This window comes from Synechococcus sp. Lug-A, assembly GCF_024345655.1.
GTDB lineage: Bacteria > Cyanobacteriota > Cyanobacteriia > PCC-6307 > Cyanobiaceae > MW101C3.
On record NZ_JAGQBN010000003.1, the window covers coordinates 140,858 to 154,843 of the forward strand.

Here is a 13,986-nt window from a genome sequence, read left to right on the forward strand (position 1 = left end):
GAGTCGAACTCTTTCGAGCCTGCTTCCAGTTAACTCTCTTGACTATAGTTCGCCAATTCAGGGCAGGTCGTCGTGGTGGTTGGATATCACCTTGGGGGGCGATCCTTCTGCTAGTATCTCACACTGTTCTAATCCAGGCAGCCTTGTCCCAGAGTATTGGGAGCAATTAGTGGAAAATAGTGAACTCATCGATCGTTGTGATCACTTGTGTCATGCTTTATCTTTTGCTCCTATCTCCTCCCGGCTAGCTACAAACTGATACACGTAACTACTGGCTGCCTCTTTCCTGCTGACAGCATCCTTGCCTTGCCTGCACTGCTTCCATTCAGACAGCCATCGTAAAGGTAGCTGGTTTGGCAGTTATGTTCAACGGCAGCGCGCGATCCACACCATTCCTGATAGAAGTAAGCCACGCGTTGAGTGTGACCACTGGCGTGGAACCCTGTTGTGCGCCTGAAGGGAGACAGCAGCCCGGTGGAGTTTTCTATTGCATCACCGCACCTGTGCTGGCGTGGCATCCTGATCTTGTTTCCGCTGTTGCGATGCCGCTACTTGTACAAGTCCTGAAACCACATCACCTTCTGGTCGGCCTCTTTCGCACTGGCGAATAGGCAACTTTGGCCATCAGTTCAACTGAATTGCCTGTTGCTCTCCTTCGTGGGAGCGATGGTTCAGATGGCGTTAGCGGTCTCTTTGGTGATCAAGATCATCACATGTCCTGATTCTTGAGTGAGGTGCTGAGCAGCGCTGCCGCTTCAGCCAGAGCCTTCTGCTTCCACCTGAGATCCTGCTACGCCCTGCCTTGAGCCGCTGGTTTTCCTACTGGTTCCTAGGCACGGAGCCCAGCGGCGTACGTCTACCCCCAGAAGCTTTGCGGGTGCACCCCAGCGGTTTCCAGCACCACCGTGAGTTTGTCAGTGGTTGTGCAGCCCTCAATCACCTTCTGGGCTGCCATGGCCACCTCTCCTTGCAGGCGCCAGGCCTTCCTCCACGTTGTCGAAGCTGATCACGTGAAGGCCCAGTTCTGCGGGGATCTGGGACACGTTCTGGGGATGCGCTAGCTCATCACCCTCCTGACCTCAGCCTGTTGCTACGTACAGGCATGCGGCGAGACGCGTTCGCTGTAACGACGGAACCTCGGCTCCATCAAGCCCCATGGTGGACAAAGTGGCCGGGATGGAGAGGCGTCAACCTTCCTGGCAGACGGGGGGATGGTGCGGCGTCAACGTTGCTGGACGTTGGTCTATCACCACCTCCAGGCAGGTTGAGATGTGCGGTTGCTGTAACTCATATAGAGGGATTACATAACGTAGCCCATGTGTGAAGACAGGTGGAGTCTTTTCCATCACCATGACACATTGTCAGTGAATCTTATCAACTGCTGATGGTGCAACAGCATCAAGTGCTTTGCTCAATAGAATGGTGAGATCCCTCCCAATCTGGCTGTTGGGATCTGCAATTTCTCGTGATATATCTGTATGGCCAAATGGGTATGACTTTACCGTAGCTTCCATCTTCAGCTTTTGCCTAAGCAGGGAGGCCAGAACCAGTGAACTTTCACGGCTAAAACGCTTCATCGTCGTGGCCAAATACGCCCATCCACCATTGATTCTTGTCAAGTCAACCGGCATACTCGCCATGTTATCCACGGGTGAATAGGTTCTGATCAGACCTTCAAGGTCATTTCTGTCGTTCGTTCGATAGCCAACTAAGCGTTCGATCTCCTGCTTTACATTTGGCCTCGCAGCACTATAGCGCTTTGACAAGTCATAAGCTGCAGAGTCTATAAGAATAAAGGATGAGTGTTGATTGAGAAAGAGCCCCTTGGATAGGCCTAGTGCAATCAAATAGGAGCCAGCTGAATGCCCAAAGTAGACAATAGGTGCATTGTCATTGACCGGACATAGGAGCTGTAGCTCAGTCTTCACCCATTGGTCCAACGACTTCAGAGCAAGCAACTGCTCATCAATGACAGAGTCGGTACATTGTGCAACTAAGGGGTAGTTGCAGGAAAGGAAGTTAAAGCCCAAGCTATTGAAGAATAGATCCTTTCCCGCAATATGACGCTTTGATCCTTTTCTAAGGCCTCCCCCATGCAGAAATATAACCGTACCCTTGGCAGGGCTTGATACAAGTTGATACGCATCAAGCGTTACCCTTGCATCATGAACTGCGCTTAGCATCGGAGCATAGCATATGTCGCTATGTGACCGAACTGACACGTCAGAAAGGCGTTTTATATCTGAACTCGAACCAGGGCTAGCCAAGAGTAGTTCTTTAATGCGGACCAAGCATTTCCAAGGTCTTAATCTCATGCAGTTACTTCGCCTGTAGGGATGTCATTTGGGCCAGATCAAGTTACAGATGATATCCAAGCTACCCTACCCCTGCCTAGGGGGCTTCATGGGCAGAATCCGAGGTGTCTACGTGATCATTCCGATGGCTGAACTGGGCTGCACCCGAATCGTGATCCTAGCTTCAATCCGTCTCAGTCTACACAAATACGAGTATTATGCCGGCGGATGTGTCGATGTCAATGAATGGCCAAGAAGCGCTCACTCTGCTACCGCTCATATGCAGTTCAGACCCCAGACTTCCGAAGTGCGGAGGTGGAGGTGCCACGCAGACTCTCACCGGTCATGCTGCTAAGCCCAGCCGGAAAGTCTGCTACTATTGCCAATCTTCTTATCCCAAAACAAGTGGGTGTCTATTCGTATGAACCCGTTTAAGCGCATGTCCAGTTATCTGCCCGCACGAACCACCTTGTGGTAGCAGCGATTGTTAGTTTCCAACTCTGACCTTCTCATTGAGCCATGCAACTAGCTCCCTCTGCACAGTCACCCCATTTCTATATGGCTGGATTGTCAATCTAAGCCTCTTCTTCTGATAGCTTCTGTTTAATGGAGCCATTTATTGAAGTGCATTCGGCCAGTTTACCGTGTGAGCTGGAAAGTGCAGTAGGATCACAGTTGAAGTCTGACTACTCTGCATGGAGACGCACGAAGGGGCTGAGGACCAATCATTCCACATTGAAATGGTTCGGCAACTCAATCTCTTGCCTAACAAGTTCCATCAAATATCTCATGAAGATCTTGACCACCTAAATGAAATCTCCATTAAAGAAGCCGAGAGGCAGTTATCTCTTACGTCGGCGGCGATGAAGTTGTTTTCAAACTTTGAGAAGCTGCTTCCAAGTGGACCTATTGCAGCGAAGAAACTCGGCGGTTTCGCTAGCACACCGAATTCCCAGTCGAAGTAACATCTAGCGTCATTCATTGGAACCGACTACTTCTACTTCTACTTCAGTATTGTAGGCCACTTGCTGATTGACGTGGCCTCACAATGCCAATGATTCCATTCCAGATATTCACCCCACTGTCAGTAACTCTACAGATCTATAGTGCAATGATCTGACAGCCACCCTTTGGATTATGCTCGTATTGACCAGGATCTGTATCCGATGTTCGTGTTAGAACCTTTGGCCCAAATGGATTTGCAGTGCATACATATGTTTGACCATTCCATTTTACGATGTTTCTGATTCCAAAGTTGTAGATATTGTTGAACCCATTGTGAGTTATGCAGTTCCAGTCCACTCCATCTTCAGAAGACCAAAGCTCTGCCCCTCCGTATGAAGAGAGGAACACCTGCATGGATTCCCAATCAAGAAGTCTACCAAATCTAGTCTTGCGTTCTTCCCTTATCGCCCATAGACCAAATACCGACCAATCCATTGTTCCCAGAAGCAGTCGATCATCTATGCTCACAATCTTCCAGATGTAGGCGTTAAAATAGTTGCCGAAGCCTGGCCCTCTTCCGCTGAGTGGCAACAAGCCATCACGTGGGTTGGCACAAACTAGCTCTAGCTCATCGTTGGGAGCAAGTCGCAATACTTCTGCTGCGGCTGGCCCGACATTGTTGGTTCGATCGTGTCCACCATTCTGAATCCCAGTTCCAATGTATAAGTAGTCGCGATGACTGCATAATGAGATAATCCCCTGATTCAACGCGCCTCTTCCACCGCCATCCTTAACCACTAACTCCCAAGTGAATTCATATTTACCTGAACGCCTGCCCCTCCATAGTTGAAAACCATTGATTCCTCCTGTTCCAGCATAGAGTAATCCCTGATGGATGCAGAGTTCGTATACCACGACAACCTCTGGAAAGGTACCTAGACCCTTGCCGTTGATTGAATGCCATTGTCCAGAAGTTGGGTCATCTGTAGCGAAGATCGTAGTGATCCCAGCCCCGTTCACATTACCGTTGGATGCCCCTGTAATGGTTGTGACCAAGAGCTCTTCATATTGAAGCAGTGATCTAATTGATGTGAGCGTGATCTCGTTTGAAGAAAACTCTGAAATGATGCTTGGCTTTGGTAGTCTTGAAAAGCTTTCTCCGTCGTAGCTCACCATGAGATCAGGACCATCCCCTCTCGACCGGGATGTGGATGCGACATACAGAGCTATATCTCTAGATCCATCTCTATAGGTGCACATGCTACGATAACCGTAGTGGCGTCTGAATGAGATTCCATTTTCAAGTTGATACCAATCAGCTTGATGGACACGTTTCGGGGTCGATGAATTCGGGCTAAAACGCCAAATCTCTGCTGCAGAAACATCGTTCTCAAATGCTTGCTCGTAATTCTTGTATTCAATTGGAACAGGCCACATATCTATGTGGACATTTGGCATCCCAAAACGAAGAAAGACAAGATTGGCACGTCCTGTGCCAATGTACATTGAACCCTTGAATACCGCCGCCGAATACGCATAGGCATTGTATTGATCCCCAAAGCCATTGGCGCATACAGGAACTGGATTGATCCGATTGTGTAAGGCTACTGTCACTGTTGCACCTCATAGCCTGGGATATTACCCATGAGACCTACACTAATCTCTGACAACGAATGTAGAGCTGGAAACGACCTCCAGATATCCGCACGATTATCTACGATTCTGTTTTCCAGGAAAAACTTGAGGTCACCTGCGAATTCATTTGTTTCAATCTGCATACTCTGTTCTGCGCTATAAGGATTAGCACAGCTGGCGTAGAATGGTAGGCCTAAAAATGAAAGCAATTCGTCCATAGACTTATCAGGACTCGTGACAAGGTCTTCATAGTTGAGGTAATGGATGCGACTATTGTCAATGTCCTTCAAGACTGATTGAATATTTTCATGGCACAGAGCCCAAATCATCTCTGGAATCGCTGATGTATCGCCGGTGTAGCGGCGTGCAAATGGAATGATTTCTTGGAGCTGTGAGTCAACAAGTGACTTCACCACTGCCGATGGGTGGCGAACAAGATAGATGAACTTAGCATCAGGAAACTGTGCTGTAATACGTTCTAACGTATGTCTGCTGTATGCATAAGAAGGGGTCTTGTCTACAAGGTACTCTTTTGAAAAATGCTTTTCTATTTCCTTGAAAAAGCTGATAACAGGCGTTTCACTCTCAACTAGTTCGCCCTCAAGACGAGCTGAATCTTCCAAGCTGATTCCATTGACCTTGGCACGAAGGCGGACAGTTCCTCCCAGCAAATGCTTCGTCTCTGCATGGCTTAGAGCTGTCTGGCGCTGTGCGTATGTATCATAATGGAGCAGATGCAATTCTTCTGGAGATTCAATTTCTGGATGCTGATCTAGCATCCTTTGCAGCAGAGTCGACCCTGATCGTGGAGAAGAAAGAATAAACACAAGTTTGTAGCTCGTGTCGATGGTATTGTCGGCTGAAAACGTTGGCGTCTGGATTAAGGACTTGAACTCCTCAAATTGTATGGAGCTGAATGGGGAGCGTTTGTATTTGCTGTCTTCAACATCCTTCGGTTGCTGACCCTGACAACCAGCGGAGCTTTTGGTACTTGTTGGGCCAATCGAAGCAGACTGCTTGATTATATACTCGCTAAGTTCTCCGATGCTCAAGTCTGAAACATATTGCCCTTCTACGGGCATGACTAACTCAATGAATGATAGCCTGTCCGGACTAAGTGACTGACACTTCTGAAAGATCGATACAAAGTCGACTGAAGTTAGCCCAAGATCGGCTATAAGCTGGGTATCTGCGGAGAGAGGATCATCATAGAAGATGTCGTTGTTCTCTGAATAATCACCAATGACCTTTATAACTTCTTGTAGCATTGTCTCGAAAACGCTGCTTGAGCTTAACATGGAATCCACGGAACGCGCCACAGGCTTTCTGTCCAGGCGGTTCATCTGCTCCAGGGAATCTACTGCCATGCTACCCATTAGGAGAATGATGGCTGAACACTAGTCTTCAGTCAAACCCAATACAATCTTCCACGCCAAGCGTGCGAGTATTCAAGAATTGAACAGAGTATGATTGACGATTTGCTCATAGACCACGCTTTTCCTATCAATTCACCACCACTTCAACACTGAGCAACTATTTGAATTGCCAGTTGTCACGCCAACCCTCTTTCCCGACGATCGACATACTGACCTTCTGTACATCCCATCAAAATGAGTTAGTGGATTAAGCATCTGTTCGTGGGCGCCAGTGATCTGTGCTTGGGGCCGAAACAGACAGAGTCCAAGGATGGCACTACCGACTTTGCAATGCATTTGACGAACATCACTGCTTCTCATCTGCCTGACGGCTACGGCCAGCTCCAGACTGAGTGCAAACGCTCACAGAACTGACCAAAGTCGCCGTGATGACAACGAAGTTCGGAAGCCATAATTCACGATCATATGCGGCTCAGCGTCACCCACCAGAGTGAGATGCCCTTCAAGAGTTGATCCACGAGTTGCTCTTGCCGACACCTGGGTGCAACGCAACGCTGTGGTTCCATGGCCAAGATCGATACGAATGAGCTAGAGCATGCCTACAGTCGAATTTTCCGGATGATGGATTACCTGGCCAACGCCGCCTTGCCAATTGGTGTGATCCGATGAGTCTCAGGCGCGTCTCATGTGATGGCGCGTAAGTCACCGGAAGCGCGAAATTAGTAGCCTTTGCGATCCACCTTAGGGTAAACCTAGCCTTGTGGCCATACAAGAAGGCACACCAGGCAACCACCATCAGGATGCTTTTCAGAGGCTCTGATGTAGAGTTCTCTCTGGATGTGCTGAAGATCGCTCTGTAGCATAGAGGCAATGCATCGATCAACGCCTCCGATGGTTTCCTTTTATTCCATACAATAGAGATTACTGCCAGCAGTCTGAATCGCCAAGAGTAAGCCAGTAAGGCATACGCGTTTGCTATTCCAACATCTTTCCAGATCACAATGGCGAGAGCTTAAGCACGGTCTGTTGGTGTGCCTGCGAGGACAAGAAACTGTTCTTCTGCAGTTTGACACTGTTGGTTGACATGAAGTCACTATTCGACCTCGCCGTGTGTAGAGTGAGCTCTACGCAATAGCTACCCACCCACCCCCCACCCTAGGATTAAAAAGTCTCCATCCCGTCCCTAGGGAAACTGAATGCAGTTCCAGTCCTTTTCATAATGGTTGACACAGTACAGGATGTTTTATACACCAATACATCTTTTCAGCGGCCTTCCATCTATGTGTTGACAGAATTGTTCCCGTATGAACTGTCAGCTGTACATATTCTGCGCTGATATGGATCCAACTACATTCCTGGTCTTTTGCGGATTAATATTGTTGACGTCTTGATCATCACAGGATTATACGTAATTCTCGGCACGTATTAGGTTGTGTTCGAGCGACTGCCTCAAGAGCACTCACCTAACCTGCTTTGTCTGCATAACTATGGCGCAAACTCTTCCCTTTCGATTACTTACTGCCTACCACTAATACTCTTTATCATGTCATCACTATTGCCTTAGTGCCCTGTGATACATTATGTCAACTTCACCGGCTAATCACAAAGGGGCCTCCACCCTTGACTCGGCGGGCCTATGTGTGCAACTCCGCATGGTGGCCTACCCGATCGAAAAACGTCGCACATTTTGACTTATGGGTTAATATGTGATCAGGTGTGCTCAAGGTAATGAATACCACCAATCAGGTTTTGGTGACGGTTCGCCCCTTTGGAGACTGGGTTAGGTCATCGGAGCGTGTATTGGCTGCTGGTGCAACACTCTGTTTGGGAACCTTTGGATTTGAAGATGATTTAGAAGAGCTTTGGAATCAAGGACTTTCACTGCTGATATCCCGCATTTCATTCGTCTCTTGCAGAGACTTTTCCGTTGCACAGTCCATACTTTCTCTAGTAGAAAGCCAACAATCGAACGCCGCTCAACCGCCGCGTGTCATCATTCCTTGGAGCAAAGTCACTCATGACCAGCTTGATTCGCTAAATAGCTTGCAACCCGTCGCAAGACTCGGTTCCATCTTGGAAGTCGAGCAGTATTCGATGTCACCTTGGGGTGAGGCTGAAAACAGACTTGTTCTGATTGAAGGCTATGAATCCGGTGGACTATGCGGGAGCGATTCGCAGTATATTCTATTCCAAAAGGCTATCAGTACACTTGACAATTGCAGGATCATCGTATCAGGCCCCATTGGCCTTCTTTCCTTTTCTGCCCTGAATAGTCAGGGAATATTCTCTATATTGCTAGATGAGCAAACTCTGCTTCTTCAGGATTCGTATCTTCCACTTCGCAACAGACAACTTCTCAACCGAGTCAACGGAAGGCAGTCCATCGTCCTACGTTCAGGGACAGATCCATCCTTGGATGTGAGGTGCATTTGTCTTCCAGGTAAAGATTCTCCTGGCTACCTCTTCGGCAGCACAATTGATGTCCCTCAGCTTAATGAACTAGCCACATGGAGTTCCGACTGGATCTTTCCTGTCGGTGAGGGTATTGATCTTGCTAAGGACTTCTCGCAACAGTATCGAACTCTCGGCAGACTCATTTCAGCATACCGTTCTATCAAGGTTAATTCTACTTCGGCTACAACCCACCCCAACACAATTGCAACGCAGTTTGGTGTTAAGTATCCAATCATTCAAGGCCCAATGTCACGGGTTAGTGACACGGCTGAGTTTGCGGCAAGCGTTGCGCGAGGAGGTGCCTTACCTACCATCGCTGCGGCGATGCTTACTGCAGAAGCACTTGAGAAGATCCTTATACAGACGGCAGACCTGATACCGGACCTTCCTTGGGGTGTTGGCTTACTTGGGTTCATTGACTCAACCCATTTAAAGTCACAGATTTCAGTTCTGAAGCGTTCAAAGGCAAGCTTCTGTATACTTGCCGGTGGAACTCCTGCTCAGGCTAAGGAAATAGCATCCGAGCACCTAAGGGTGTTTATCCATGCACCAACTCCAGAACTGCTTGATCTATTTATCAAGGAAGGTTGGAGAGACTTCATCCTTGAAGGACGCGAATGCGGAGGACATATCGGTCCACTCAGTTCTCTGAATCTGTGGGAGAGGTCAATCAGAGTTGTTCTAGGCCAAAGCAAAGCTGTGAGTCGAGATGTATGTCTGGTTCTAGCTGGAGGTATCCATGATGAGGCTTCGGCTGCTTTTGCTGCCTACATGGTTGAGGATCTAGTCAAGGCAGGTGCAACATGTGGCTTACTAGTTGGTTCGGCTTATCTTGCTACGCGAGAGATTGTTGAAGATCGGGCCATTACCCGTACATACCAAGAGGTTTCACTCCAATGCTCCAACACTGTCTTTCTTGAGACCTCTCCCGGTCATCAAAGTAGATGTGCTGACACAGCATTTTCCCGCGAGTTCAATTCTATGCGAGATGAGCTCGTCAAAGCTCAGGTTCCTGTTCGTGAAATATCCAGCAAGTTAGATCAACTCATTCTCGGACGTCTGAGATTGGCGTCCAAGGGGCTTCAACGAGGAGAGGGTGGGTTGGTTGCCGTTACCGAAGCTGATCAACTTCAACTGGGAATGTACATGTTGGGTGAAGCTGTATGCCTGATCAATGATCAGACAACCATTCATCAGCTACATGAAGCTATTCGTAATGGTTTGGAGACCCCAGCCAGACGAGCTCAGCAAGATATCTCTGAGAGGGCGCAGCCAGCTGGTGTTGTCAGTGAATACAGAGGACAGCACGACATTGCAATCATTGGGATGTCTTGCAAGCTACCAGGTGCCAATGACCCTGAACAATTCTGGAACTTAGTTCTACAAGCCAGGAACCAGATCAAGGAGATCCCTGAGGACCGCTGGTCTATCACTGACTTCTATTCAGCTGATCCGAAGGAGACTCATCAAATCCATTCCAAGTGGGGTGCTTTTCTTGATGCTGTCCAATTTAATCCGATTGAGTTTGGACTTCCTCCACAGTCTCTCTCTTCAATTGACCCAGCCCAGCTCTTAGCCCTTGTATGTGTCAAAGAGGCACTTCAGAATGCAGGCTATCCAGAGGACTGTCTGTATGATCGTGAATCTACATGCGTTGTTCTTGGTTTCAGCGGAGGTTTAGGAGAACTTGGTCAAGCTTATGTCATGCAAGCTGAGTTGGCTCCTCTCTTGAGCCGTCAGCACAATGTCGAGGATATGTTACCAACCTGGACGAGTGATAGTTTTGCTGGAATTCTTCCTAATGTATCCGCTGGAAGAGTTGCCAACAGATTCAATCTCGGTGGGACCAACTGCACCATTGATGCAGCCTGCGCATCCTCACTTGCCGCTTTGGACCTTGCTGTTCATAAGCTTAGACAGGGTGACGCCAATATGGCTGTAGTTGGCGCTATAGACACATTACAGTCACCTTTTGCCTTCTTCTGCTTTTCAGAAACTCAAGCGCTTTCTCCTACTGGTGAAGCCAAGTCGTTTACCAAAAGTGCTGATGGAATTGTGCTCGGTGAAGGTGCAGGCATCCTTGTCCTCAAACGGCTTGAAGATGCTGAAGCCTCTGGAGATTCAATTCTGGCTGTGATCAAAGGAATTGGTAGCTCGAGTGATGGTCGAGGCCGAACCATGACGGCACCGTCACATCAGGGACAGGTTCAGGCGTTCGCTCGAGCCTATACAGATGCTGGCGTGAATCCAGCCATGCTTGGGTATTATGAGGCTCATGGAACTGGCACACCTGTTGGTGACCGATCTGAAATCCGGGCTTTGACCACATTCCTGGAAACCCAGAACAATCCAACCACCCATTGTGCGGTTGGATCAGTGAAAACACTGATTGGTCATACGAAGAGTACGGCTGGTTTGGCTGGACTTTTGAAGGCTACGCTAGCCCTGAAGCATCAGTCTATTCCATTGCACAGTAGAAAGGAAGAGCCTATTGACGAAGTCAGTTCTTCTAATACGGTCTACCTTCCAGCCGGCACCTTTCCCTGGCTGCAGTCAGATTGCCTTGGCCCTCGGACTGCTGGTGTCAGCGCATTCGGATTTGGTGGTACTAACTTCCATGTTGTTCTGCAAGAGTATATTCCTAAGCGTTTGGCGGACAGACCTTGCACGGACCTAACACCCAGACTCGCGACCAGTTTTAGACTGCTGTACTTCTCTCCTGAGCGTGGAAGCCTTTCGGAATGTATCCGAACGGCCTTGAAGCACACACGTTCGATTGAACACGAATGCGCTCTTAATGGCTACACCACATCAGTCAACCATCTGGTTGCTGACACAATTAAAAGCCAGGATGTATCTGCTCACCCACGTGATGCTACTGGTGACTTCCTTATTCTTCTTGTTGATCAGTCTCGTGCTGATATTGGTGACAAGCTTGAAGATGCTCTATCCGTCCTTGAAGGACGGCTTGACTACACCAGCACGATGCGCGACTGGCTTGTACTTCAATCTTCATCAGCAGGGTTGCAGATTGACTATAAGACTGCTGAGCAGACTGCGCTACTTTTCCCTGGGCAAGGATCTGATTACCCCGGAATGGGGGCAACATGCCTGTCTGCATCGTCTCTCCAAACCCACGAGCTACTGCTGACCCTATTTCCAGAATCCCGTTCAAGACACGACGTTCTTGCGAAGTACCTTTTCGGCAACTCTGAGCCCGGCACGGGTCTTACTGCTGATATCAAGCAGTCCCTGCTTGCGATCACCGAGGTTGCTTATCTAGAGATTCTTTCATTCCTCGAGGTACCTTGGTCCCTTGGCCTTGGCCATAGCCTTGGTGACTTTGTCAGTCTGTACGCGACAGGGTGGCTAAGTGCGAGCGATTTAGTAACCCTTCTGCAAAGTCGTGGGAAGGCCATCAACGGATTTGTTGATTCCGGATATGGCATGTTGATACTCTTCTGCTCTCCTCAACAGGCTAACGATTTACTTCTTAAGGCAGCCAAGTCATCTTTGACACTTGCAAATATCAATTCACCAACGCAAGTTGTTTTGTCAGGCCAGTTGGCTGACTTGGACATCATCGAACAGACGTGCCTACAGGATGGTATATCTACACAGAGAATGCAGACATTATATCCGTTCCATTCAATGTTTATGCAGGATTGCAATGAATCCTTTAAGACTGCTCTCAACTCATTCAACTTTTCAGCAGGGAACACGAATTCCAGTCAGACAATTCTCAGCACGTCACCACAATCTGGTCCTGTTTCTGAGCAGACTATCAGCCACTTGCTCGCCTCCCACATGGTTTCAGGAGTCGACTTCATAGAGTCTGTTAGGCAGGCTGAAGCCCTTGGATCAACCTTCTTCATTGAAGTAGGGCCTAAGAAAGTCCTATCGAAGCTTGTACGATCATCTCTCGGCTCTTCAGATTCTATCGCCGTCTCCCTTGATGGACCACGTGGAACGGAGGACTTTCTGGCCTCTATTATGCGTATAGCAAGCCACGGGGTAACCCTTAATTGGTTCAAACTAAGCGAAATGCTACAGGTTCCTGCTGTACCACTGACAAGTCAAGCTTCTGGAAATGCTGCCACGAAGCCAGGATTTAGCTATTTTATTAATGGTGCCCATGCTTGGAAATCCCAGCATAAGATACAACAGAATATCCAGCACAAGGTTCATGAAGCTCTGTCAGGGAACGTCAGTCGCAGCGATGAAGCCATATTGCATGCAGATTTAGCAGAGCCAGTCCTGCTAACATCTATCCAACCGTCTCCTTCTCAACCGCAGTTAACCCCAATGAACCAACCCAACCAGTCGAGCCAGATCAGCAATCTTCGCTTAGAAGCGTTTCGGACTTATCACGAAACTCTGCGTATGATGATCAATTCCCAGACCCAAGTCTTTTCTGCATTCCTTTCTAATTCTTCCCATGGTGTAGCTTCGTTGGATAGTACAGAGACGATTTATACACAGCAGCAAGTGGTTGGATTGGCAGCTCCTCCCGAAACCATCACATCAGCATTTGCACCCCCTGTTCAAAGCATCTCTCAACCCTCTTCTTCCACGATTCTTCAGCAGCCAGTTCAGGCGCTTGCCACCGTTTCACCTCCTAGTGGCAACGGAGATATTGGCCACGCTCATGCAGCTACCCCCACCAAAGCTGTACAAGCCCCACTCAATGGTTTGCATGTCGATACCCCACCGGTACCGCCTTCGAATGGCCATGGAGCGACCACCACTGAGCCCAAGCAGGTACCAGGTGCAACTGATGCATCCTCCATTTTGCTTCAATTAACCTCCCTGCTATCAGAGAAGAGCGGCTACCCAGTCGAGTTGCTTGATCCTGATCAGGATCTAGAGTCTGATCTTGGCATCGACTCCATCAAGAGAATTGAGGTGATGGGAGGTCTGTTGGCTACCTTGCCAAACGTATCTCCTGAGGCTCTTCAGAGCATTCAAACCGGGACTAGAGATCTGAGAACACTCCGGGAGGTGGCTGGCCACATCGCAGCAATCCTGGATGGAAGCATTAACACTGTTGCCGAAGCAGAGGCTACCCAGCCGGGAAAGTAGTTGGCGGGAAGGACGAACCCTCACAGCTTCGTCTTTCCCATTTTGAAAGCACTTCCTTCCGACTAACTTGCTCTAGATCTGGACACTGTCTTGAGAGGGCTGACCGACAGTTCATTGTCTTAGTTCCAGACTCAAAGCTTGACTTCTATTCAAATCTATTCGCCAACCCAAGACACGTTTCAGCATTCAATTATTCAGTT

At 48.5% G+C, this 13,986-nt stretch carries 4 protein-coding genes; 1 reads left to right on the forward strand and 3 read right to left on the reverse strand.

Features of this window, described 5'->3' with window-relative positions; genetic code table 11:
- Window positions 1-1,361: 1,361 nt before the first annotated feature.
- From KBY86_RS03435 to KBY86_RS03445, 3 genes are all read right to left on the reverse strand, one after another.
- Window positions 1,362-2,183, reverse strand: coding sequence for a hypothetical protein (locus KBY86_RS03435; protein ID WP_255140228.1), 822 nt, complete (start codon window positions 2,181-2,183; stop codon window positions 1,362-1,364).
- Window positions 2,184-3,395: 1,212 nt separating this feature from the next.
- Window positions 3,396-4,697: a hypothetical protein gene (locus KBY86_RS03440; RefSeq protein ID WP_255140230.1), complete on the reverse strand. Its 1,302-nt coding sequence runs from the start codon at window positions 4,695-4,697 to the stop codon at window positions 3,396-3,398.
- 152 nt (window positions 4,698-4,849) lie between these two features.
- Window positions 4,850-6,217 (reverse strand): sulfotransferase, encoded by a 1,368-nt coding sequence (locus KBY86_RS03445; RefSeq protein WP_255140231.1) that lies wholly within the window; start codon window positions 6,215-6,217, stop codon window positions 4,850-4,852.
- A 1,761-nt stretch (window positions 6,218-7,978) separates the two neighbouring features.
- Here KBY86_RS03445 and KBY86_RS03450 point away from each other — a divergent pair.
- Entirely contained in the window at window positions 7,979-13,786 is a 5,808-nt protein-coding gene (locus tag KBY86_RS03450) for a type I polyketide synthase (RefSeq protein ID WP_255140232.1), read from the forward strand.
- Window positions 13,787-13,986: the final 200 nt, after the last annotated feature.

Coding starts and splice junctions, on each gene's coding strand:
- KBY86_RS03435 (WP_255140228.1), bottom strand. CDS start 2,183: ATGCTAAGCGCAGTTCATGATGCAAGGGTAACGCTTGATGCGTATCAA.
- KBY86_RS03440 (WP_255140230.1), bottom strand. CDS start 4,697: ATGCCAAATGTCCACATAGATATGTGGCCTGTTCCAATTGAATACAAG.
- KBY86_RS03445 (WP_255140231.1), bottom strand. CDS start 6,217: ATGAACCGCCTGGACAGAAAGCCTGTGGCGCGTTCCGTGGATTCCATG.
- KBY86_RS03450 (WP_255140232.1), top strand. CDS start 7,979: ATGAATACCACCAATCAGGTTTTGGTGACGGTTCGCCCCTTTGGAGAC.